This is a genomic window from Streptomyces sp. NPDC001351, from assembly GCF_042896045.1.
In the GTDB taxonomy this organism is placed as follows: Bacteria; Actinomycetota; Actinomycetes; order Streptomycetales; family Streptomycetaceae; genus Streptomyces.
Genome location: NZ_JBIAWS010000004.1, coordinates 94,385 through 118,413, shown reverse-complemented (window position 1 = coordinate 118,413; position 24,029 = coordinate 94,385). Strand labels below are relative to the sequence as shown.

Here is a 24,029-nt window from a genome sequence, read left to right as displayed (position 1 = left end):
GGCTAGCGCCGGCAAGTGAACCGGCCCCCGCCTCCGCCCCGGCGCCGGGGGCCGCTCAGGCCCCCGCCCGCTCCCGCGGCCGCCGCCCCAACAGCTCCGCCAACCCCCGTCGAGTAGCAGCCAGCACCACCCGATCCGACCCCTTCAGCACCCGCCCGTCCGGCAGATCCCACACCAGCCCCGACCCCGCGACCGCCCGCACCTCGTCATACGCCTCCTCGGCGGCCGGCTCCTCCCGCCGCCCGCCGGAGGACACCCCCGTATCCAGCGCCAGCACCCGCCAAGCCCCCGCCCGAAACGCCTCCGCCACCGTCTTCCCCTCCAGCTGCGGATGCCCGGCCACATCCATCGCGGCGAACAGCAGCACCCGCCGCTCCACCGGAATCGCCCCCAGAATCTGCCGCCCCATCATCGCCCCGGCGAAAGCGGGCGCCGCCAGGTGGGACACACTGCGGCTCCGCGTGGAGGCACGCGGATGAGCAGCCCGCAGCGTGCGGTACACGGCGGTCGCGAAGTCGTCGTCGTACAGCCGCAGCACGACCCGTAGATCGGGCCGCACGGACCGTGCGTACAGCGCGGCCTCGAGATTCGTCGTGTCCGCGCTGGTCACCGCCAGCAGCGCATGCGCACGGTGGATCTTGGCGGCCTCCAGAACGCCTTCCTGGGTGACGTCCCCGAGCACCACAGGAACCCGCAGCCGCCGCGCCGTGGCCAACCCCCGGGCATCCGGGTCGGACTCGACGCACACCACGGGGATGTGCAGTTCCCGCAGCCTGGTCAGCACCCGCGTACCGATCTTGCCGAGCCCGAGGAGGACCACATGCCCACCCAGCCCCCGCGGCGGCTTCCGCAGCGCGGACGTGGTCCGGAAGGTGCCGAGCGCCTCCAGCACCGCGGCCAGCAGAACCGGCAGCAGCAGCAACCCCGTGAGCCCGGACAGGAGCTGAAGGATCTGCCGCCCAACGGGCTCCCCGATGGCGGGGTTGTCGATGGCGAAGAGGTCGAGCAGTGTCAGATAGAACGCGCTCAGTGGATGCACCCCCGTGACCAGCCACAACGCCACCGCGAGCGCGACCACGCACCCCACCATGCCTGCCAGCGACCACCGCAGCCGCCGCGAGAACAGCGAGGAGAACGCCACGGACCCGCGGGCCGGGGGCAGTTGGGGCCCGGCGTACGACACCTGCTCCAGGACGACGGTCCCGCGGCCGGTCGCGGCCCGGACGGCCGCCGCGTCGGGCAGCAGCTCCGGCCCCTGCTCGCCGCCGCTGTCGGCGCCGTCCGCGGACAGCAGCGCCAGCGTGGCCAGCCCCGGCCGGGCCAACTGTCCTACGAGCGGCGTCCGTTCCACCGCCCGCAGCAGCAGCCCGTCGGTCTGTACGACCTTGCTGGTGCCGGCGACGGCGGTGGCTGCCAGCGCGGGCGCGGCCGTGTCGGCGTCGGAGAGCACGGTGGTGGAGGTGTCGCTGCCGGGGGATGCGCCGTCGCCGGTCGCCAACGCGGCGGCCTGGTCGAGGAGTTCCTCGATGTGCTGGCCGAGCCGACGGTTGTAGAGCCTGAGGACGAGCCGCAGCCGGGGGTTGAGCCGGCGGGCGGTGAGCGCGGCACGGATGTTGGTCTCGTCGTCGTCGTACACGAGCGCCAGCGCGGCGGCCCGCTCCACGCCCGCCGCGCCGAGCACCTCCTCGGTCGCCTCGGCGGCCTCCACGACCTGGGCGTTTGCGGCGACGGGTTCGGCGGCGGCGCCGTTCGCCCGGTTGACGGCCGCGTTCACCACCCGGTCGAGGAGTGCCGCTGTCGTCGCCCGCGCGCGCCCGACCACCGGCGGGCGCACCCCGCGGTCGGCGGGCGGGACGACGAGCGTGACCTGTTCGCCGTACACCCCCCGCAGTTCGGCGGCCAGCCGATGCGCCAGTCCGTCGTCACCGCACACCACCATGTGCGCCGACACGTCACCACTCGCCACACCTTGATTCGGAACGCTCCCCACGAGTGAGAAGAGTGCCTCACCGGGAGAGGCGGTTCCAGCAGCAACCGAGCGCAGTCACCGAACGGTCACTGAACGAACGCCCCTTCCCCGCCGTATCGATGGGGAGGGAAACCAGCGCCCTTACGCACCACCGGAGGTACCACGCCCGTGGCCATCACCAAAGCAGCCCCCACGGGGGCGGACAGCCATGAGCCGGTGCGCGGCGCCCCGGAGCCGGAAGAGCCGACCGGGACCGCGCAGGACCACAGCAGCCAGGACAACGGCAGCCGGGACAACGGCAGCCAGGACTCGAAGTCCCCCCTGGTCCTCACCATGCTGCTGCTCCTGCTGGTGCTGCTGCAGGGCCCCATCCGCGGAGCGCTCTCCGCACCCGTCATGCAGAGCTGGATGACGGTGTTCGTGGCCGTGCTCGTGCAGGCGCTGCCCTTCCTGGTGCTCGGGGTGCTGCTCTCGGCGGCGATCGCGGTGTTCGTGCCGCCGGCGTTCTTCGCGCGTGCCCTGCCCAGCCGGCCCGCCCTCGCGGTGCCGGTCGCGGGGATGGCGGGCGCGATGCTACCGGGCTGCGAGTGCGCGTCGGTGCCGGTGGCCGGAGCGTTGGTGCGCCGGGGCGTGACCCCCGCGGCGGCCCTCGCCTTCCTCCTGTCCGCCCCGGCGATCAACCCGATCGTGCTGACGGCGACCGCGGTGGCCTTCCCCCGCAACCCCGAGATGGTCGTGGGCCGTTTCGTCGCCAGTCTGCTGGTGTCGTGCGTGATGGGCTGGCTGTGGCAGCGTCTCGGCCGCACGGACTGGCTGCGCACACCGGAACGCTCCCACTACGAGGGCCCGAGCAAAGGCGCCGCCTTCTGGAACTCGGTCCGGCACGACGTGATGCACGCGGGCGGCTTCCTGGTGCTGGGCGCGATGGCCGCCGCGACGCTCAAGGCCGTGGCCCCGGCGAGCTGGCTGCGCACGGCGGCGGCCAACCCGCTGGTCGCGATCCTGGCCCTGGCGATCCTCGCCGTCCTGCTGTCCATCTGCTCGGAGGCGGACGCGTTCGTGGCGGCGTCGCTGACCCAGTTCTCGCTCACGGCCAAGCTAACGTTCCTGGTGGTGGGCCCCATGATCGACCTCAAGCTGTTCGCGATGCAGGCCGGCACCTTCGGCCGAGGCTTCGCCCTGCGCTTCGCCCCCGCCACCTTCGCCCTCGCCATCACGGGCGCGGTCCTGACCGGGGCGGTGCTCCTGTGAACCGGCAGGCACAGGCGGCGATCCTGTTCCTGACCGGCGCGGCCCTGCTGCACGCGGGCTTCACCAACCTCTACCTGCGCTACGTCAAGGCGGGACTGCAACCGCTGCTGCTGGCCTCGGGCGCGGTACTGATCGTGACGGCGCTGGCGACGGTCTGGTACGAGTGGCGCAGCCGCAAGAGCGGCGAAACCCACGAGCACGGCCGCGAGGCCCATGACCATGGAGAGGGTCACGTCCACCGCGAACCCCGTATCTCCTGGCTCCTCGTCCTCCCCCTCCTCGCCCTGATCCTGGTGGCCCCGCCCGCCCTCGGCTCCTACAGCGCGATGCGCACGGGTACGGCCCTGCAGCAGCCGTACGGCTTCAACAAGCTGCCCGCCTCCGGTCCGCTCGACCTCAACGTGGTCGACTACGCGACCCGCGCCGTCTACGACCGCGGCCGGCACATTGCGGGCCGCCCGATCAGGATCACCGGCTTCGTCGCTCTCGACCGCACCGGCGCCCCCTACCTCGTGCGCATGGCCCTCAACTGCTGTGCCGCGGACGCCCAGCCCGTGAAGATCGCCCTGACCGGCACGATCCCGCCGGTCCTGCAGCCGGACAAGTGGCTCCAGGTGACCGGCACTTACACCGCCAAGCAGACCAAGGACCCCGTCAACAACGGCCCCATACCGTACTTCCGCGTCACGGCGGCGACACCCGTGCCGACGCCGAAGGATCCGTACGACGAGTCCTGGAACAACTGACCCCGAACAACTGACCCCGAACAACCGGCCCTGGATATCTGACGGTCAGTCAGTTACCGTCGCCTGCTGTGCAGCGTGACAGCAGGTGAGGGAAACGGGTGAATGAAGGGGTGAGCGCAGTGGAGACCACGACACGTCCCGCCAGTCCGCAGCCGACCGGGGCTCCCCGCTGGGTCGCGCAGTTCTACCGGCCCTCCACGGCCTCCTGGGAGGTGTGTGCCGAGGCCCCGCACCGTGCTCCCGTGCAGTACGCGCTCGGCGAGATGGCCCACACCGTGCGGGCGCGCGGCGGCGACTTCGCGGTCAGCCTGTGGGGTCCGAAGGACGGGGCGTGGCAGCGGTTCGACGTGTCGGCCGCGGCCACGAACGCCACTGTGGCGGGGCCGCCGTCCGCCGGCCCCGAGGAGCCGACGACGCTGACGGAACGGATGAGCGGCCGGCGGCAGCAGGTGCTCATGGCCGGGCTGAGCAAGGCAGGGCTCTACGACCTCGCACCCGACGACCACGCAGCCGTACAGGCCCTCGTCGAGCGGCTCGACGAGACCACGGTGCGCAAGGTCGCCCAGTGGCTGACCGCCGGGAGGGCATGAGAATGCCCGACCGCTGGCGACGGGGGATGCACCAGCGATCGGGCTGTGGCCAAGCGTAACAAGGCCGAGGGCCCGACGGGAGTCGACTGTTCTGCCGCGTCGCCGGGATGTGGCCGGGATCACTGGGTCGGCCCCATTGACCAGGGGGTGCCACCAGGGCTTCCACCGGGTCGCACTAGGGGCCGCACGGAGGTTTGTACGAGAGACGTGGCAGATATTCGTGCCATTTCTCCGGTGTCAGCACGCCCTGTGTGGTCGAGCAGATGTGCCGGATCGCGTCGTCCGTGTCCAGGTTCCACAGCCGCACGGTGTCGGAGCCGCTCGACACCCCCAGCAGATGGCTCCTGGGGCTGAACGACAGGAAGTTGCCGGTCTTGGCGTTGGGGCTCATGGACTGCCCGATGGGGGCGGCCTCGGAGGGGTTGGCCACGTTCCAGAGGCGGACGGTGTTGTCGTTGCCGCCGCTGGCCAGGGTGCGGCCGTCCAGGCTGAGGGTGAGCGACATGACCGCTTCGGTGTGACCGGTCAAGGGGGCGCCGACCTCGGTCGCCTCGCGGGGGTCGGCGACCTTCCACAGCCGGACCGTGTCGTCGTCGCTGCCGCTGACCAGCGTGGAGCCGTCCGGGCTGTAGACGAGGACGTTGACCGGTCCGTCGTGCCCCGTGAGGGGTGTGCCGAGGGGGGAGACACGGCGGGGGTCGGTGACGTTCCAGAAGCGGATCGTGGCGTCCGCGCTGCCGCTGGCGAGGGTGTGGCCGTCCGGACTGAAGACGAGGCTGTTGATGAAGCCCTTGTGACCGGTGAGCGGTGGGCCGAACTTGACGGCACGGGACGGGTCGGCGACGTTCCACAGCTGGATGGTGCGGTCGTCGTAAGGGCTCGCCAGGATGCGTCCGTCCGGGCTGAAGGCCAGGGCGTGGGTGCCTGTGAAGCGGGTCCGCATGGCGAGGGGTGCCCCGTAGGGGACCGGCCGGGCCGGGTCGGTGACGTTCCACAGGTACAGCTGCTTGCGGCCGCTCAGTACGGCGAGTGTGCGGCCGTCGGGGGAGAAGGTCAGCTGGCGTTGGCCGCCGTCCGCGGGCATGAACGGTTTGCTCATCGCCACGGGCCGGCCGGGAACCTTCGCGTTCCACAGCCGGATCCGCCCGTCGCGCGCGGCCATCGCGAGGACCCGCCCGTCCGGGCGGAACGCCCCGAAGGCGCCGATCATGTCCGATGTCGGCATCGACCACAGGCGGACCTTGCTGTCGCCGCTGCCGGTGGCGAGGGTGCGGCCGTCGGGGCTGAAGCCCACGGCGTACATCTCGCCGCTGCTGCCCGCGAGCGGCTCGCCGACCTGGGAGGGGGAAGCCGGATCGCTGACGTTCCACAGGCTCGCCGTGCTGTCCGCGCTGCCGGCCGCGAGCAGGCCGCCCTTGGGGCTGAAGGCCACCGACCACACGGGGCCGGTGTGGCCGGCGAGCGGAGAGCCGAGCTCGGTGGCGTCGCGCGGGTCGGTGACGTCCCAGAGCCGGATGGTGTCGTCCGCGCTGCCGCTGGCGAGGGTGTGGCCGTCGGGGCTGAAGGCCACCGAGTGCACGGTGTCCGTGTGGCCCTTCAGCACCCTGTCGACCGGTTTCGGGCGGTGCGGATCGGCCATGTCCCACAACATGATCGTGTTGTCGTCGCCGCCTGCCGCCAGCAGCCGGCCGTCGGGGCTGAAGGCCACGGACCGCACGGCGGCGGAGTGCCCGGTCAGGGCACCGAGCGTCTTGGGCCGACCAGGGTCGGCCATGTCCCACAGCCGTACGGTGTGGTCCTCGCCGGCAGCGGCGAGCGTGCGGCCGTCCGGGCTGAAGGCGAGCAGATAGATCGTGCCGGTGTGGCCGGTCAGGGGCGTGCCGAGCGGCTTGGGGTGCGCGGGATCCCGTACGTCCCACAGCCGTACGGTGCCGTCGTCGCCCGCGCTGGCCAGGAGCTTCCCGTCCGGGCTGAAGAGGGCGGTGCTCACCCAGCTGGTGTGGCCGGTGAGCGGCTTGCCCAGCGGTTTCGGGTGCGAGCGGTCGCTGACGTCCCACAGCCGGACCGTGCGGTCGTAGCTGGCGGTGGCGAGGACCTTCCCGTCGGGGCTGAACGAGGTGAGGTAGACGGCGCCGGTGTGGCCGAGCAGCGGCGTGGCCAGCGGCGCGTTCACGATCGACACCAGCCGGTTGTTGGTGCCCGCGTCGTCCGGGCGCAGATCGTGGGCGACCAGGTCCAGCTGGGCGGAGAGCGAGGGGTCGGTGTACTGGACGCGGTCGGCCTCGGCGACCACCTGCTCGAACACGGCGTCATTGCGCTGCTGCCAGGCGAGGACCGCCGCACCGACGGCCAGCACCGACATGACCACCAGCGCGGCCACCGCCCCGCGCCGCATCACCAGGGTGCGCTTGCGCAGCCGTACCGAAGCGGCCAGGAACTCCACCGCGCTGCGGGTCAGGAAGGTGTCACCGGCGGACTTCGCCCAGGTGCGGGCCTGGGCCAGCCGCGAACCCCGGTACAGCAGCGAGGAGTCGCGGTCCGAGCCCTCCCAGGCCCGGCCGTCCTCCTCCAGCCGCTGGCGCAGCAGATGGTCGTTGCGACCCTCGTCGATCCAGTCACGCAGCCGGGGCCAGGCGGTCAGCAGTGCCTCGTGGGTGATCTCCACGGTCTCCGCGTCGAGCGTCACCAGCCGGGCGCGGACCAGCGCCTCCAGCGACTCCTCCGTCTTGCCGGGGTCCGTCGACTCCTGCGCCAGCTGACGCCGGGTCCCGCGACGGCGGGTGGCCTGGGTGTCCTCGCCGAGCCGGACCAGCCGCAGCAGCAGCAGCCGCGCGGCGGTGCGGGCCGGCGGGTCGAGGCTCGACCAGGCCCGCTCGGCGGTCGCGGCCACCGCGCCCTGGATACCGCCCGCGGCCCGGTAGCCGGCCAGCGTCAGCCGGCCCGCCTTCCGCCGCTGCCAGGTGGCGAGCAGCGCGTGCGAGAGCAGCGGCAGCACCCCGGCGTCGTGCGCCCCGCGCGGCCCGTCGGCGCTCACCTCCCGGACGATCAGCTCCGCGAGACCCGGTTCGAGCTCGAGGCCCACGGCCTTGGCCGGCCCGGTCACCGCCTCGCGCAGCTCGGCCGTGCTCAGCGGTCCGAGCACCATGTGGCGGTGCTGCAGCGCGTCGGCCAGCTCGGGATAGCGCAGGCACTGCTCGTAGAAGTCGGCGCGGATACCGAGGACCACGAGCAGGGCGGCCGGGTCGTCCGCTGCCGCGGACGAGCACGCGGCATGCAGGATCTGCACGAACGCATGCCTGCTCGCCTCGTCGGCGCAGAGGGTGAACGCCTCCTCGAACTGGTCCACGATGAGGACCGGCCGCTCGCCGGAGGGCCCTTCGCGCCGGGCCCACTCGGCCACGGCACCCCGGACGGCGCGCGCGAACGCCGGAGTGCCCGGTTCCGTGGCCGCGGAGCCGTCCGCCTCGGACATGACGGGTGCGAGCTCCGGGATGCACCGGGTCAGCTCTCCGACCGGATCGGCTCCGGGCACGAGCTGCACCACCGTCCTCGGACGGCTGCCGTCGCCGCCCAGTGCGCCGTTCTGCGCGGCGGGTACCAGTCCGGCGTTGAGCAGGGACGACTTCCCCGCCCCCGAGGCACCGACGAGCATGACAAGGCCACCGGTCTTCTCCGCCGCCTGCAGCTGGTCGACGAGGGCGCTGGTGCTGCGCTCCCGGCCGAAGAACCACCGGGCGTCCTCCTGCCGGTAGGAGGCCAGCCCCCGGTACGGACACACACTGGGGGCGGCCGGATCCTCCACGGGAGGCCGCTCGTCCACTTCGGCGGGCGCCGCGGGACGGTCACCGGCCGGGTCGGCCAGGGCACGCTCCCACAGCCGCTGCCACTGCCCCAGGTCGTACAGACCGGCCGAGACCGGCGTGGGCCGCGCCCGGCGGGCCTGCGGGATCAGGACGTGCAGCACGGCGGCGAGCGCGGCGAACTGGGCCGGCACGTTCTTCGCCCGCCGCCAGTCGCTGATCCGCTGGGCGGAGACCCGTACGGGCCGCCCCCGCTCGTCCACCCGCTGAAGCTGTACGACCGCCTCGGCCACCCGCGCGAGAGGAGGGTTGCCCGCCTCCTTGTACAGCAGAGCGAGCCGCTCCGCGAAGGCAGTACGTGCCCCTGAGTCGGAACCCAAGGCCTCCACTCCTCACTCCCCCCGCGCTTGGTCATCCGGACCGGAAAACTCACTTTATACGGCTGACCTGCGGCGAAAGCCTCCGGACCGGCACCGGAATCTCCTCACGGCAAGCCTCAGCTGGCAGGATCTCGACGCAAGGGCGAACCCGTCGGGCACCGTCCGCGCAGGCCATCAGCTCAGCGCTCAGGACGACAGCGCACGGCACCGAACCTTCTCGGCCAGGCTTCCGCGGGAGCCTTGGGAGGGCGGCGCCGGACCCGTCGCCCGAGCCTTCGAGATCCGCGCCGTTCGACACCGGTCCCCACGAGGGGAGGGACCGGAGCCGAACGGCGCGGAGTGCTTTTGATCACTGTGTCGGCCGAGTCGCTGCGAGGTTGATCACTATCGGAGACTTTTTTGATCACCGTTGACCCTCCCTTGCACCAGCCGTCACCGGCGTGACCTACGCTCCGCTCACGTCCCCAGTCCAACAGGGGCCTTTTTTTCGTTCCGGGGGGTTCGAAACCACCGTGCGCACCCGCACTCTCACGGCCGCGACCGCACTCGCGGTCCTCTTCGGCTCGACCGCGCTCGCGCTCACCTCGGCCGCGCCCGCGCTGGCCGACTCCAGCACCCTCCTGCCGGTCACCTCGACCGGCGACGTCGTCGTGGACGGCGTCCACCAGCGGGTCTTCATCAGCGACCCGAAGAGCGGCAAGGTCGTCGCGACCGACTACAGCGGCACCGTCGTCGGCACGGTCGAATCGCTGCCCGGCGTCCGCGGCCTGGAGCTCTCCGCCGACTCCGGAACCCTGTACGCGGCCGTCGCCGGCGCGAACGCCATCGCGGCCATCGACACGGCCACCGCCACTGAGACCCACACCTACCCGACGGGTGACGGCACCGGCCCCGAGTACGTGGCCTACACGGGCGGCAAGCTCTGGTTCGGCTACGGCGGCGCGGCCAACGGCAACATCGGCTCGCTCGATCTGAGCGGCACCGACCCGGTCGTGGCCCTGAACCAGGACGGGAACACCTTCTACCAGGCGCCGATCCTGGATGCCTCGCCCGGCGCCCCGGGCACCGTGGTGGCGGGCGCACCCGGCCAGAGCCCGGTCGAACTCGCCGTGTACGACGTCTCGTCGGGCACCGCGAGCCGTACCGCGTACGCCTTCGACCCGGGCAGCACCGGCGGCGGCAACCTGCGCGACCTCGCGGTCACACCGGACGGCAAGGACGTCGTCACGGCCAGCGGGTCGCCGTACTACCAGGCCGTCTACAAGCTCTCCGACCTGACGGCGGACGGCAGGTACGAGACCACCAACTACCCCGACGCCGTGGACATCGCGCCGAACGGCGATGTGGCCGCGGGCACCGACTCCCTCTACGGCTCCGACGTCCACCTCTTCAAGGCGGGCGCCTCGACGCCCACCCGGGAGTACGACCTCCCCAGCTCCACCGGCGGCACCGCCTCGGACGAGCTGGCCGGCAGCGGCCTGGCCTGGGCACCGGACGAGAGCAAGCTGTTCGCGGTGTCGTACGACAGCAACAACACCTACTCGCTGCGGATCTACGACGACCCGCTGAAGGCCGCCGCCACCCTGACGGCCACCGCCCCGGCCACCGCGCCCCGCGCCAAGCCGCTCACGGTCACCGGCAAGCTGACCTCGAACGCGTCCTTCCCGCCCGGCACGACGGTCTCCGTGCGCCGCACGGACGACGAGTCCCCGTCCGGCAAGCCGCTCGGCACGGCGACGGTCGGCGCCGACGGCTCCTACTCCTTCGCCGACACCCCGCCGGCCGGCGGCCAGGTCACGTACACGGTCGGCTACGCGGGCGACGACTACCACGCGAGCGCCACCGCCACCAGCACGGTGAACGTCACGAAGACGACGACCGCCCTGACCCTGGACGACAACGGCAAGGTGTACTCGTACAACACCCAGGTCACGTTCACGGCGCACCTGGGGACGACGTACAAGAACCGGACCGTCGAGATCTACGCCGACCCGTACGGCGGCGACAAGCCCAACAAGCTGATCAAGTCCGGCGCGGTCGACTCCTCCGGAAACCTGTCCGTGAGCCTCTACCTGACCCGCGACACCAAGCTGACGGCCAAGTTCACGGGCGACACCCGCTACGCGCCCGCGACGGTCACCAGCACGGTGGGCGCACGGGTCCGGGTCTCGACCGCACTGAGCGGCTACTACAAGACCCAGACGGCGTGGAACCAGACGTACCGCTACTTCCACAAGTCCAAGGAACCCGTCTTCGACACGACGATGACGCCGTACCCGAACCGCAAGTACCGGGTCGAGGTGCAGGGTTACTCCCAGGGCGCCTGGCGCGCCACGCACAGCGCGTACCTCGTCCTCGGCTCGGGCGGCCAGGACACCCTCGAACTCACCGGCACCCCGCCGACGGGAGTCCGCTTCCGCATCCGCTCGTCCTACATCGACACGACGTCGGGCGACAACGTGAACTCGACGACCTACGGGACGTGGAAGTACTTCATCTTCACGAGCTGAGACCGGGCGCTTCTCGCCACTCGTGTGCTGACAGACAAGGAAACCGTGCGAATACCCACCTTTCGTGACACGTTCGGAACCTGTGCCGCGATAGCGGTCTCCGCTCTCCTCCTCGCGGCGGCGTCTCCCGCCTCCGCGCGCCCCGACGCCGCCACCGGGACGGTGCCGACCGCGTCGACCGCGCACGACGCGGGCCGGGGAAGGGCATGGACGAGTGCGGAGGCCGAGAAGTTCTGGACCCCCGCGCGGATGGCCCGGGCCACCCCGGACAGCCCGCGCGGGGAGGCCCCGGCCGGCGGGAAGGCCGAATCCCTCGTGAAGGGTGCGGCCGCGCCGAAGAACGGCGTCTACTTCGCCGGTGTCCCCACGGTGGGAACGTTCTTCCACTACGTGAAGGACCCGGCCACCGACCAGCTGACGGGGCGTTTCTGTTCCGCGAGCGTCGTCGACAGCCCGCAGGGCAACGTCATCCTGACCGCCGCGCACTGCTCCGGCGGCTCCATGGGCATGTTCGTGCCCCGCTACGACGGCAGCGCGGACAACCCCGCCCCCTACGGCCGTTTCGCGGTGCAGAGCTGGGTGCGTGACGCACGCTGGTACAAGGCCGCAGGCCACCCCACCCGCGATGCCTACTCCGACTTCGACTACGCCTTCGCCCGCGTCGACGTCAACGGGGCAGGGCAGAGCGTGCAGAAGGCCGTCGGCGCGGCGCTGCGACTCGGCCAGGTGAACGGCCAGTACAAGCAGAACGTCACCGTCATCGGCTACCCCGGCAGCCACAACCCGGAGAACCAGCCCTTCATGTGCGCCGGAGTCACCACCAGCCGGCTGCCCGGATACCACCAGATGCGCATGGACTGCGGCGGCTTCTACGGGGGCACCTCCGGAAGCCCCTGGATCACCGGCCTGAACAAGAGCACCGGCAGCGGAACCGTCATCGGCAACCTCGGCGGTTACTACGGCGGCGGCCTGGAGAACAACAGCGACCGCATCTCGTTCTCCACGACCTTCGACCAGCGGGCCCTCGAGATCTACCAGGCCGCGCAGAACAACACCACGCCGACCCAGTACCCGCGCGGCTACAGCATGTACCCCACCGGCGGCGGCCGGTGGCAGCAGGCCATGAAGACCGCCTCCGGCGACTACACCGGCGACGGCAGGACCGACATGATCGTCGTCTGGTCGGACGGCGAGGTCACCCTCTACACCGGGGACGGCAACGGCGGCTTCTCCGGCGAACACCAGATCGCGAAATCCTCGACCTGGACCCACGCCAGGACCATCGCCGGCGGGGACTTCGACGACAACAACGCCTCCGACCTCATGGTGGTCTGGTCGGACGGCGAAGTCACCCTGTACACCGGGGACGGCAAGGGCGGCTTCGCCGGGGAAACCCAGCTGGCCAAGCCCAGCAGCGTCTGGAAGGGCGCCGTCCAGATCACCGCCGGACGCTACAGCGCCAACCCGGCGCCCGACGACGTCATGGTCCGCTGGACCGACGGCGAGACCACCCTCTACACCGACGTCGACAGCCGCGGATTCCTCCACGAACACCAGCTGCAGCCGCCCAACGACACCTGGCGCCACGCCTCCCTCCTCGCGGCCGGAAACTTCACCGGAGGCGCCAACTGGGATGTCCTCGTGCGCTGGTCCGACGGCAGACTGAGCCTCTACCGCGACTCCTCCGCCTCCGGCGTGGGAACGGAGGTCGAGCTGAAGTCGTCCAACACACTGTGGACCCACGCCGCCGTCATGACCGCTGGCGCCTACACACCAGGCGACGCCGACGACCTCCTCGTGCGCTGGTCCGACGGCGAGACCACCCTCTACACCGACACCACGACGACCCTCGGCCGCGAACACATGCTCGTCCCGCCGAAGGCCGCCTGATCACCTATCAGGAAGGCGAGGTAGACGGATGCACCTGCGCGTAGCCGGCGCCCTCTGCACCGCAGCCGCCCTCGGTCTCGCGGCCGCACCCGGCGCCCGCGCGGCCGAGGACCCGGGCCTCGCCGTCAGCCTCGCCCCCACGGACAGCGACAGCACTCCCGACGGGCCGCTGAGGCCGGGCGCGCCCGTCGAGGTCATCTCAGGAGTCGACCTGACGTCCCTGGCCGCCGACGAGAACGGCAGCTTCACGGTGACCTCACCGGCGTTCGGGCACCCGGTCGAGGTGACCCTGCAGAAGAACAGCTTCGGCCAGGGCGAGGGGACGCTCCGCTGCGGGATCGAGCCGGGCAGCTACCCCGTCGACATCGCCGCCCACCGCAAGGGACTCACCACCAAGCAGACGCATACGACCATCACCGTCGCCGGGGGCGGCTCGTACTGCCCCCAGGCGTCCGGATCGTCCGCGATGAACACCACCACGGTGGCCGCCGCCACCGGCGGCGGCATCGCCGTACTGGCACTCGCGGGGTTCGCCGTCGCCCGGCGCCGGCGCGGCAGGACACGGCCGTAGCCCTGGTCGGTCGGGTGTCGCGGGGCGCTGTGCTTCGCTGCTGTCCAGCTCTCGCGAGGTCAGGCGAGCCGCCCGGCCTCGTGAAGCGCGTCGAAGACCATCTCGTCGACGGCCGACACCCGGTCCCGATCCGCGTAGCCGAACCACGCCTTCTCGGCGATCTCCCTCGACGGGGTCAGCTCACCGCGGTGATCGGCGGTGTAACAGATCATCCGGAAAGGGCCGTGCTCCGGATGGCCCTCGCCGATCTCGAAGGTGCCGAAGTGCACCATGGAACTGGGATCGATCGCCGTCTGCAGTTCTTCGTCGATCTCCCGCACCAGCGTCTCGCCGTCCGACTCGCCCGGCTCACGATGACCGCCCGGGAAGTAGAAGAGATCTCTGCCGTGACTGCGCGTCACCAACACCTGGCCGTCCCGAACGAGGACCCACGCCACTTTCTCCGGCACCGCGTCGCCATCCGCCATGGCCTGGGACCGTATCGGAGGGCATCGTCCGCGTCAGCACCCGGTGCACTTGGTCCTCGGGTAGGAGTCGCCGGACACCAGAGGCCCACTGTCGAGGCTCCCATTCGACCCACGTCGGCGAGCGGAGCGATCGGGGGCTGACAAGGCGTCGTCGGATCCGTGCCAGAACGGGCGGCGGCAGCCGGTCGGCACCGGCCGAGAAGTGCTCGGCGGGACGACGGGGCTGTGAACGCGGCCCCGTCGAAGGGTGGGCCGACCGGCTGCTGGTGGCTACTTGAGCGGCGTGCCGCCCGAGTTGTGGTAGCCGATGGTCTTGTTGATCAGGTTTCCGCCGTCGGTCTCGGGCGTCGTCTGTTCCTGCTGCCCCGAGCCGAACAGGAGGGCGGCGACATGCGCGTTGGCCACCTGGTCCATGTGCGAGAAGAACCAGTCGACCTTGTCGTCCTGGTAGTGCTGGAAGGTGTTGTTCTGCGCCATGTTGCCCAGGGGGATCTGCCACAGGACGACCGGCTTGCCCACGGACTCGGCCATCGTCTTGTAGAACTGCAGCGCGGCGGCGGCCTTCTGGTCGTTCCAGAAGTGGTCACTGCCGCCGTGGGCGGGCTGTGCGTACCAGCCCGCGTCGCGGTCCGACACGTCGGTGACCAGGAAGTCGGCGTTCTTCGCCCCGAGGTTGGCGTAGTCCTTGACGCATGCCGGTGTGTTGGTCTGCCAGTCGAAGCAGGAGAGGTGCAGTCCCGCGGCGGTGTTCGGCGCGTACTTGTGCGCCATCGATATCAGGCACTGGGCGAGGCCGGTGGCGCTGTTCTCCTGGGATCCGCAGTCCGTCGGGTTCGAGGCCGTGACCTGTGCGGGAACCTGGTGTGGGTTGCCGAGTGAGCGGACGTAGCCCCAGAAGTCGGGCTCGAGGTCGATCGCGTCGTGCGAGGTGCCGATCTTCTGGAGGAAGAAGCGGTAGTCGTTCAGGTAGCGGGTGAGCAGGTCGGTCCTGTTGATGGCCTGGACCTCGCCGGGGCCGTCGCCCTGGCCTGCCGCGTCCCCGAGGTCGCGCAGCGAGTACCAGGTCCAGAGCATCTTCTGCGGGCGTGGGCTGCCCTTGTACGTCGCCTGGGCCGCCACGGTGTCCCGATAGGTGATGTACGTGCCGGGCGCCGTGGTGCTGCCGGTCCAGCAGCCCCACCAGCCCGACCAGTCGTCGTGGCAGCGCGAGGCCGAGTAGTAGTCCGACGAGGGCGCGGGCTGGCTGTGCACATAGGCGTACCGCATGTCGAACGGCGCGGCGGCCGCCGAGGTGTCGTCCATCGAGCCGCCGATGAGCACCGTGTTACTGCCCATGAAGGCGTTCGTCGAGTTGCTGCCGAGCGTGGTGGACGTGGTGCTGCTGCCGGAGCTCCCCGCGTTCCCGGTGCCGCCGGCGCTGCCGGCCGGGACGAGCTGCCACTGCTGGTTGGCGCCGTTCCAGTCGTGGTATTGGGCGATGTGGCCCCCGTCACCCTTGGAGCTGAGCGGGACCTCGGCGGCCATGCCGTTGAAGCGGTTGATCAGACGCACGTAGCCGTCCGACGACTCCTCCATGTGGAACTGCTGGTTGGCGCCGTTCCTGTCGCTCCACTGCACCAGCTCGGAGCCTTCGGTCTTCGACCACCCGTAGTCGTCCAGCACCTTGCCGGAGGCCCGGTTCTGCAGCCGGTAGTTCCCGTCACCCGAGTCGATGAACTTCCACTGCTGATTGGCCCCGCCGTTACGGCTCCACTGCACCACCGGAGCACCGTCGTTCGTGGCGTAGCCGAGGTCGTCCAGTGCCTTGCCGGTGTTGCGGTTGACCAGGGTGTACCAGGTGTCCGTGTCCACGGTCTGCGCTGAGGCCGTGTTGACCACGACCACGGAGCCGCCCACGACCGCCAAGCTGAGGGCCGCCCAGAAACCCCGGCGCTGGTACAGCCGACGGCCACGGTGCGTCTGCCGCCGCCCCAGAACGGCCGAGCGGAAGGACGCGCGACGGCGGCGGCCGCGTCTGCCGCCGCCGCCGGGCGATTCCTCCGGCGACGAGGATGAGTGAGGGAACATGTTGGTGCTCTCTTTCGGGTGTTGCCTCTGACCAGACCCCCTGTCCGGACGCTACGTAGTTGTCACCGCCCCCGGAAAGGTTGCTCCGGACCGCGGGGTTTTTCGGGCAGGGATCGGGAGTCGTTCGGCCCGTCACCCGGCGCGGCACCGGCCGCACGGCCGACGAGTTCGAGACCAGCCCACCTGCCCCAACTGAAACCGCGAAACGCTCATAACTGCACTTACTGACCTCTCAAGCCCATCGTGAAGAAGCCCGGTCTGAAGCCTGAGTGGACGCCGCGGGAGCTCCGGCACAGCCTCGTGCCCCTGCCCTCCGGCCATGGAGGCTGCGGACTCGGAAGAGGGCGACCATGTACTGGGCGAGGCACTCGGGGATCATTCCCACGAGACTGGGACCGATCGACATGGCTGCCGTCATCGTCCCGGGGAAGGCGCCGGCTACGCGGTCCCGTTGACTGCCGCGTCGAGGAGGTCGCCGTGCGCTGACCAGGCAGGCAGCAACCGGAGCAGCTGCGGAGGGCACTCGGGCCGAGACAGCATGATTTCGGCCCAGCTTCCACGAAGGCCGGGTCCGCCGCCAAGGCGCCTGCGGCGGCGAAGGAGAGCAGGGCCTCCTCGACGAGCGTGTCGTTACCCATGTGCTGGTCCAGGTGAGCGGACTAGAACGTCCTCGTCGGCGTCGGCCGGCTTCCTGAAGGGCAAGGAGTAGCCGCCGCCCAGACGTTGCCTGTTCTGACCGGTGCGGCCCGTGCGTCACCGGTCAGCCTCTGATCCGCTGCCGGATCCAGACGCCGTCGGGCTTGAGCACACTGGTGCCGGCGAACCGGCCGCTCCTGCAGGTGCCTTTCCGGAAGATCTCGCCGTCACCATCGCCGTCACCGATACTCCAGTTCGTCCAGCTGATCTTCTTCCTGGCCATCAGGGCGACATATCTCTGCGACATGGCGAAGTCGTTGCCGTAGCCGTTCCATGACTGTGTGCCCCATTCCGAGACGAAAATAGGGAGCTTGGAGGAGGCGCGGTCAAGGGTCTTCAGGAAAGGTTCCCGGTGCGCCGCCGCGTAGAAGTGGTACGTGTACATGATGTTGGAGGCACGTACCGGGTGGGCGACAACCTCATTTTCACTGGCGTACTCGGATTCACCTAGCGTGGACCAGCCGCGGGTGCCGACAAGGATCACACTGTCGGGAGCCCGGGCGCGAATCACGGGGATGACCTTCTCCGCATAGCTCTTGATCTCCCACCAGCTCGCCTGAAATGCCTCGTTCACGATCTCGTAGATCACATTGGGGCGGTTCCGATTCCGTGCGGAGATTTCCTTGAAGAAGGCCATTGCATTGCGGAAGCCGTGGTTCGGGTCGCCCGGGTCGACCCAGTGCCAGTCGACAATCACGTACATACCGCGGGCACTCGCCATGTCGATCAATCGGTTCGCCAGATCCGTGAACTTCTTTGGATTTCCCGTGTAGCCTTCCTTGTCCGCATACGTGGCAATGCGCAGGACGCTCGCACCCCAGTCCTCGGCGAGCGCATCCAACATGCCACCGACCAGGCAATCAGCAAACCATTGAGTGCCACTCGTGCTCATGCCACGCAGTTGGACCGGTGCCCCGGCCTCGTTGCACAGACGAGTGCCGCAGACGTGGAGCTTGCCGTCCTTCTCGACCGGAGTCTTCGGCTTCACCTTGGCCTCCGTCTTCTCCCTGGCCGCGGCCGGAATCCTGGCACCGACAACGATTCCGGAGACCTGGTCCCCCGCCAAGTTCAAGGCAAGGAGACTGAGCTCGACGGCCATGACAAGGACCAGTCCGACAGTCTTGGACAGAAAAAAGCGAAGCACATTGCGTTATGCATGAAGACTCACGCAATATCAACGAGCTTCGCGGGAGTGACCGGATGTTCACCCTCGTGGCGGCGGCATGGCCAGGCTGGTCCTGCTCGGGGCTCACGCGGAGGTCCCCATGCCCCGCACCGTGTGGAACGGTGCCATCTCGTTCGGCCTGGTCACTCCTCTGAATGAACGCGAGGATCTTCTCGCGGCTGACAGTGGGGAGCAGCGCGTCAGTCCGGCAGCCAGTGCAGCTCGTGCGCCAGGGTTTTGGCGACGGCACGGATGCGGCGGTGCAGCGGCGACTGCTCGCGGGGGAGGACCAGGTGGAACGTCAGGCTGGGCGCGCCCCGCAGCGGTCGCCAGGTGAGACCGGCCGGTTGTGTCGTGGCCGCGGCTTCTCCGGCCGGGGCGAGAGTGACTCCGTCGCGCAGGTCGCGCTGAGACATGTCGAAAGAGACTGCGGGCGTCTGGAATCGGGGGTGTGGTCGGGTGTCTCGGAACAGTGCGGACAGCTGATCGTGGATCACGGGGTTGGCCGCACGGTCCGGGAGTCGCAGTGGATACGCGGTCGCGTCGGCGATCTCGATCTCCGCGTGATCGGCCAGCGGATGATGCTGCGCCAGCTGGACCCCGATGCGCGCACGCCGCAGCAGGAACCGGCGCACGCCACGGCCCGGTTGTTCACCGCGGGTGATCCCGGCATCGATGCGGCCGTCGGCGACCGCGGGGGAGATCTCCGGTGTCGCCATCGGGACCGCGCCGACCTCGAGTCCGCTGTTGCCGCGAATCAGCCTGTCCACCAGGGCCGGTGCCGTCTCGGCTCCGGCGCTGAGGCTGTATCCGATGCGCAGCGTGCCCAGTTCACCGGCCGCCGCGCTCCGGGCGGTGTCCCATGCCCGGTCCAGTGCCGCCAGCGCGGGCGGCGCGGACTCCGCCAAAGCCGCACCGGCCGTGGTCAGTACGACGCTACGTGTGTTGCGGACCAGGAGGGCCGTACCGAGTTCCGCCTCCAACCGGCGCATCCGTGCGCTGAGTGCGGGCTGTGCGATACCGATCCGTGCGGCCGCGCGGGTGAAGTTCAACTCCTGTGCCAGCACCAGGAAGTACCGCAGGCTCACCGTATCCGGCGCCACGTGCCCTCCCCGCCGATTGATAACGATCCGTTCTGAGTCTATCCCGTACCGGTCTTTCCCTCGGCCGCACATCAAGCCCTAACCTGCGCATACGACGATTCCACCGACCGCAGTACCCGTCGCCGGGATCGATCGACAAGAGTGTCAATTCGAAGTCGGACGTGTCCGGCCCACCACAGGAGGTTTCCATGGCCAAGGGGTACTGGGTCAGCGTCTACCCTGCCATTTCCGACCCTGAGAGGCTGACTGCCTACGGCAAGCTGGCCGGTCCGGCTGTCCAGGCTGGGGGCGGGCGCACCCTGTCCCTTCTCCCGTCCCGTGGCGGTCGAGTCGTCGCCCACGAGGCCGGAATCCCGCAGCGCGTCGTTCTGGTCGAGTTCGACAGCTTTGAACAGGCCGTTGCGGCATACGAGAGCGAGGCATACCAGAAGGCGCTGGTGGCCCTCCCTGACGGCTATGAGCGTGACTTCCGCATCATCGAAGGCATCGACTGACCGCCGGGCCCGGCCACCGCTGAGCATCCGTCACCTTGATACGCATACGGTGCTGAACGACGACTCGCGAGACGAGTTCGAAGCCATGCCCCGCGTCCCAGTTCGCCGTCGACGTCCTCGACGGCCTTCCCTGCCGGCGGCTGCGCTACCCGGCGTCGAGCAACTAGCCTGACTTGCCTGACAGGGCGATCAAGCCCTGACCTGCCACAACGGCGATTCACCCTGGACAATGCCGTTGGTAACGGAAGAGCGGGTGCCGAAGGACTATCGCTGTGCTGGCACGCCGAGGAGTGCCGACCCTCCTTCGGATGCCGTGTCAATCTGGCTGATCTTGAACTCGGCGCCGGTCAGGCTGCTGCGGAGCCTTCGATCTCGCCCAGCCGGCCTTCCTGTTCCGCCTCAGCGATGCGGTTGCTGAGCTTGTCGCGGATCTCGACCAGACGGCCGCGCTGGGCGGGATCAGGGCGAAGAAGGGAACAGCGGACGCAGGCGTGCTCGTGGATGCAGGCGGTGCTCGCACCCCCACCGACGCCGAGTGGGAGGAGGCGTTGGCGTTGGCGGCACGGTCTGCCATGTACCCGTGGTCACCGGTGCGCGCGCTAGATGTGCTGCTGAGCGTGGGTCGGGAGTGACGTCGGGGAGTCGATTTCCTTGATCCACTCCCCATCTACTCCCCAGGGACCCCGCGGAACGAGTCAGGGCCGGTTTCCCGTGAAGGAGAACCGGCCCTGACCTCGTGTTTCGGCTGTCGGGGTGGCGGGATTTGAACCCACGACCTCTTCGCCCCGAATTAGGCCCAGGCAAGATCGACGCCAGTTGGTGCTGTTTTACCTGGTCAGGGCTTTGGGGTGCGGTGGTCTCCGGTGGTCTCAGAGGGGCTGGGGGAGAAGGTTGGCTCCCAGATGGCTCCCAGCGATTCCGTCTCTTGGCGGACTATCAGCCGTGCAGCGCGGCCACGTTGGTTATCCCTGAGCGCCGACCAAATGATGGTCGTGCACCACATCCGACTCCACCGTCACCGACCGCCTCGCGCCGTCTCACAGGTCCGTGACCGACAGACGATCTATCTCCGCCTGTGCGGCCAGCGTGTCAGGGTGGTCCTCGCCGAGGACCCGTGCGCGGTCGTCCCGGACCTCGAGCAGCAGCGCCATGGCGCTCTCGACGTCCCCCTGCCGCGCGACGACCTGGGCGCGCCCGAACCGGGTCCTGATCACCTCGGGGTGTAGCGGGTTGCCGTAGCGGGCCAGCCGCTCCTCCAACAGAACGTCCAGTTCGTCGAGCGCCACGGTCAAGTCACCCAGCTCGGCCTTGAGCATCGCCATCTTGAAGCGGGTGATCAACGCGGCGGGATGGGTGTTGCCGAGTGCCTTCCGCTGGTCCTCCAGCAGTTCCTCGTGCAGCACCAGGGAGCCTGCTGGGTCGCCCAGTTCCCAGGTGTAGCGGGCGATGTTCAGTCGCGCGAGGAGCGTGTTGGGGTGGTCCTCGCCGCGGATGCGCCGCACGTCCGGAAGCAGCGCACGGAAACCGTCGAGTGCTTCCTGCCGACGCCCGGACTCGCCTAGAAACTTGTAGATGTTGAATCGGCTGAAGAGCACCTGCGCGTGGTCCTCGCCGAACACCGCGATCCGGTCTCGCAGCAGTTCCTCGTGCAGGGCCAGCGCCGTGTCGTACCGGCCCAGCATGCCGTGCCAGTACGCGATGTAGTGGCGGCTCTCCATTTGCCGCCTTCCTGTGGCTGGAGTAGGGGCGGATCGGAGTAAGGGCCACTGCCGGGCATCAAGCCAGGGCGTCCGGCCAATGACCACCAGGGAACGTGCTGTTGTCCACCGATTCCCCCTTGATGGTCGTCATCTGCTGTGCCTGAACCCCGAGGAGTGCGACCAGCGCGGCGACAGCGGCCCAGATCAACCCCGCGTTCACGCTGGTGTCTCCGACGATGGCGGCAGCACCAGCCCACGAAAACACCACGGATGGTCACGTCCAAGCAGCACAGTTAATCCATGCGAGGCACACCGAGGGCTTCTGGGGCTCCTCTACAATCCTCTCCCGACGGATCAAGACATCTTCCAGCCAGCCGGAATCTCATCCTCCCGGCCATGGACGGTGAGCCAGCGTGCAAGCTTGCGTCGAGCGCGGAGCTCACCAGGCACCAAAGGCTTCAACCAGAACCAGAGGATTACCGGAAGGACGCCCACTGCGATTGGCACGCAGATAGCGGCAAAGAACGCGCCTATGCCACCCAATGCACGCAGACCGTAGCCGAGGGCTCCAGCACTGCCACCTATGCGCTTATTACGTGCTCTCGCCTCGCCATCTCTAGCACGCTCAGGCTTCAGCTCGTGATCACCAACAAGCGCCTGCTCACGCTGTTTCTGAAGCACCGATCGGACGGTGATGAAAGTACTCGACGCACTCACCGCCACCACCACAGGAACGGCAACCCAAGGAGAGGCGCCTGCATCGATGATGCCGATGGTGATTCCAACGGCCGCGGCAAATACCAGCCCCGTCATCAGGAAAAAAAAGAGTGCGACGAAGGTGCGAACCACCCAATAAATGAGACCGCGCTTGCGCCACGACTTGCCGACAAACGCGAGTGAATCGACCGGCGCAACCTGCGAGACTTTCACGTTAGAACTAGAAGACATCATTCCAAAGATCCACCGTTGAGTTTTTGATTTTGTCGCCCATGCCTTTAAAGTCCTCTTTCCACCATGTTGCAGAGGCGTCGCCGATGCTGTGCCCGATCCCGGAAACCACTCCATGTGTGTGGATGTTATGTTCCCAATGGCCAGCTTTGACCAGCTCGTCGCCATAGGTTCCAGCAACATACCCCACGCCGAGACTTGCACCCACAGTTACGGCGACGGGTACGCTTTCTGCGGCACCAGCCTCAATAGCGGCCCCCGCAGCCATAGAAAGCGCCGTGCTGCCCGTCTCAACTCCAACGCTATGCCAGAAACCCCAACCCTTCTCCATGTCGTCCTTGGAGGCGAGATAAATACCCGCCAGGCCCACTGTCGTGCCAAGTATCGGGATGCTGTCCAGGATTTTGAACTGGCCGTCGAGATTGAGCTTTTCGCGCAGCCGTGAAAATTCGAATTCTGTCTTGCCGGAGAACTTCCACTTCGACGTAGACTTTTCGACATCGGCGAGGATCTTATTCGCCTCCCGCAACGCTCGGCGGTTAGCAAGTCGCTCTGTCTGGAACTCTTTCCACTCCCGTGACTGCTTCGGCATGTGGCGATGGAGTCGCTTCATGTCCACACGCTCTTGATTGAGGCGTTCCATTTTCTCGCGGCTCAACGCAGCGCGGGCGGCTGGAATTCCATACAGTGTGCGCGCGGCGTCCGCCAACGTGACGTTGTCACTCGTTCCGAGGGTGTTGTCACTTCCACCCGGAGCAAGCTGCGAGACGATTGCGGCGAAGCTCTGCGCGGCATCCGACCGCGCCCGCTTCGCCTTCTGCACCGCTGCATCCGCGCGCGCCACGTACTCGCTGATGTCCATCGTCACGGGGAGTGGGTGCCCATCGGGGTCAAGCGGAATACCGTGCTTCTTGGCATAGTCTCTGGCGTCATCAAGGTCATTCTGGGCTTCACCAAGGACGACCGCCAAGTGTTCCATCGTGGTCGAGATATGGCCCATCGCTTGGATGATGGCGTCACTCGCCGCTGAAGATACGAGCCAGTCTTGCTTGAAATTGTCAGCGGCATCCCCCGACCAGCCGGCATCGTTTACAAGATCACGGACCCGGGTATTCAAGACGTGAGTGATCTCGACAAGCTCGCTACACGCGGACGCCAGATCCTGACCGCTGGAGTAAAGCGTGCTTCGATCGCCTTCGATTGTTGCGTACGAGTCGGACACGTTCAGCCTTCCAGCGTATTGAAAAGGTTCATGACGTCATCGTTATCCCTGGTGTAGCCGTCGTGAGCCTTTTTCATCTTCTCGCCGTGATCTTTTACCGTCTCGGTAAGGAGGTCGTACAGGGTCGTCACCACGTCGAGCGCATCTCGACACGCTTTGTTCGTGTCAGAGTCCCCGCAATCGGGAACCGGGCAGTGCACCTTGTTTTTCTGCTCGCCCAGCGTTCGCTCTTCACGGAAAAAAGCGAGGTAGGCTTGCTCAAGGTCCTCCAGGACGACGTGATACTCGCTCATTTATCCCCCTTCACTGGAACCGGTAACCTCGCATTGTTGTTGGCCTGCTCCGGCCGAGGCCGACCGGAAATCCACCCATCCGCGGGGGAGCAGGGCTGGTGAACAGAAAACTGCACCATAATTCTGCGTGGGCCCGCTTTTGGGCCCAACGCCCGGCCTCCGACGCA

The 24,029-nt window shown here is 68.6% G+C and carries 17 protein-coding genes; 7 read left to right on the top strand and 10 right to left on the bottom strand.

Annotation, left to right across the window (positions count from 1 at the left end; translation table 11 throughout):
• Positions 1-55: 55 nt before the first annotated feature.
• On the bottom strand, positions 56-1,939 hold the full coding sequence (locus ACFY1U_RS15355) for an NAD-binding protein (RefSeq protein WP_390695208.1): 1,884 nt from the start codon (positions 1,937-1,939) through the stop codon (positions 56-58).
• Between the two features lie 198 nt (positions 1,940-2,137).
• Between ACFY1U_RS15355 and ACFY1U_RS15350 the strand changes: the two genes are divergently transcribed.
• The 3 genes from ACFY1U_RS15350 to ACFY1U_RS15340 all read left to right on the top strand — a co-directional run bounded on the left by ACFY1U_RS15350 (position 2,138) and on the right by ACFY1U_RS15340 (position 4,556).
• Positions 2,138-3,220, top strand: a complete 1,083-nt coding sequence (locus ACFY1U_RS15350; RefSeq protein ID WP_390694631.1) for a permease — start codon at positions 2,138-2,140, stop codon at positions 3,218-3,220.
• On the top strand, positions 3,217-3,966 hold the full coding sequence (locus ACFY1U_RS15345) for a TIGR03943 family putative permease subunit (RefSeq protein WP_390694630.1): 750 nt from the start codon (positions 3,217-3,219) through the stop codon (positions 3,964-3,966). The genes ACFY1U_RS15350 and ACFY1U_RS15345 overlap by 4 nt, the downstream gene beginning before the upstream one ends.
• A gap of 119 nt (positions 3,967-4,085) precedes the next feature.
• On the top strand, positions 4,086-4,556 hold the full coding sequence (locus ACFY1U_RS15340; RefSeq protein WP_390694629.1) for a hypothetical protein: 471 nt from the start codon (positions 4,086-4,088) through the stop codon (positions 4,554-4,556).
• 175 nt (positions 4,557-4,731) lie between these two features.
• Here the strand turns inward: ACFY1U_RS15340 and ACFY1U_RS15335 are convergent, their stop codons facing one another.
• The gene (locus tag ACFY1U_RS15335) at positions 4,732-8,745 is read right to left on the bottom strand and encodes an AAA family ATPase (protein WP_390694628.1); all 4,014 of its coding nucleotides are present in this window, start codon (positions 8,743-8,745) and stop codon (positions 4,732-4,734) included.
• 503 nt (positions 8,746-9,248) lie between these two features.
• On the opposite strand from ACFY1U_RS15335, the gene ACFY1U_RS15330 reads away from it, so the two are divergent.
• Genes ACFY1U_RS15330 through ACFY1U_RS15320 form a run of 3 tightly spaced genes read left to right on the top strand, consistent with a single transcriptional unit; the run spans position 9,249 to position 13,707 of the window.
• On the top strand, positions 9,249-11,246 hold the full coding sequence (locus tag ACFY1U_RS15330) for an Ig-like domain repeat protein (protein ID WP_390694627.1): 1,998 nt from the start codon (positions 9,249-9,251) through the stop codon (positions 11,244-11,246).
• Positions 11,247-11,291: 45 nt separating this feature from the next.
• The gene (locus ACFY1U_RS15325; protein ID WP_390694626.1) at positions 11,292-13,136 is read left to right on the top strand and encodes a trypsin-like serine peptidase; all 1,845 of its coding nucleotides are present in this window, start codon (positions 11,292-11,294) and stop codon (positions 13,134-13,136) included.
• Between the two features lie 28 nt (positions 13,137-13,164).
• Entirely contained in the window at positions 13,165-13,707 is a 543-nt protein-coding gene (locus tag ACFY1U_RS15320) for a hypothetical protein (protein WP_390694625.1), read from the top strand.
• Between the two features lie 59 nt (positions 13,708-13,766).
• Here the strand turns inward: ACFY1U_RS15320 and ACFY1U_RS15315 are convergent, their stop codons facing one another.
• From ACFY1U_RS15315 to ACFY1U_RS15300, 4 genes are all read right to left on the bottom strand, one after another.
• On the bottom strand, positions 13,767-14,174 hold the full coding sequence (locus ACFY1U_RS15315; RefSeq protein WP_390694624.1) for an NUDIX domain-containing protein: 408 nt from the start codon (positions 14,172-14,174) through the stop codon (positions 13,767-13,769).
• 270 nt (positions 14,175-14,444) lie between these two features.
• Positions 14,445-16,241 (bottom strand): RICIN domain-containing protein, encoded by a 1,797-nt coding sequence (locus tag ACFY1U_RS15310; protein WP_390694623.1) that lies wholly within the window; start codon positions 16,239-16,241, stop codon positions 14,445-14,447.
• A 760-nt stretch (positions 16,242-17,001) separates the two neighbouring features.
• Positions 17,002-18,036: a glycoside hydrolase family 5 protein gene (locus ACFY1U_RS15305; RefSeq protein WP_390694622.1), complete on the bottom strand. Its 1,035-nt coding sequence runs from the start codon at positions 18,034-18,036 to the stop codon at positions 17,002-17,004.
• A 266-nt stretch (positions 18,037-18,302) separates the two neighbouring features.
• Complete coding sequence (locus ACFY1U_RS15300; protein ID WP_390694621.1) at positions 18,303-19,205, bottom strand: LysR family transcriptional regulator; 903 nt, start codon at positions 19,203-19,205, stop codon at positions 18,303-18,305.
• 188 nt (positions 19,206-19,393) lie between these two features.
• On the opposite strand from ACFY1U_RS15300, the gene ACFY1U_RS15295 reads away from it, so the two are divergent.
• On the top strand, positions 19,394-19,699 hold the full coding sequence (locus ACFY1U_RS15295) for a DUF1330 domain-containing protein (RefSeq protein ID WP_390694620.1): 306 nt from the start codon (positions 19,394-19,396) through the stop codon (positions 19,697-19,699).
• Between the two features lie 1,037 nt (positions 19,700-20,736).
• On the opposite strand, the gene ACFY1U_RS15290 is transcribed toward ACFY1U_RS15295, so the two are convergent.
• From ACFY1U_RS15290 to ACFY1U_RS15275, 4 genes are all read right to left on the bottom strand, one after another.
• A complete protein-coding gene (locus ACFY1U_RS15290; RefSeq protein ID WP_390694619.1) occupies positions 20,737-21,417 on the bottom strand; it encodes a tetratricopeptide repeat protein in 681 nt (226 codons plus the stop codon).
• A 336-nt stretch (positions 21,418-21,753) separates the two neighbouring features.
• On the bottom strand, positions 21,754-22,329 hold the full coding sequence (locus ACFY1U_RS15285; protein ID WP_390694618.1) for a hypothetical protein: 576 nt from the start codon (positions 22,327-22,329) through the stop codon (positions 21,754-21,756).
• A 7-nt stretch (positions 22,330-22,336) separates the two neighbouring features.
• The gene (locus tag ACFY1U_RS15280; protein WP_390694617.1) at positions 22,337-23,569 is read right to left on the bottom strand and encodes a WXG100 family type VII secretion target; all 1,233 of its coding nucleotides are present in this window, start codon (positions 23,567-23,569) and stop codon (positions 22,337-22,339) included.
• A 2-nt stretch (positions 23,570-23,571) separates the two neighbouring features.
• Complete coding sequence (locus tag ACFY1U_RS15275) at positions 23,572-23,862, bottom strand: DUF6317 family protein (protein ID WP_390694616.1); 291 nt, start codon at positions 23,860-23,862, stop codon at positions 23,572-23,574.
• Positions 23,863-24,029: the final 167 nt, after the last annotated feature.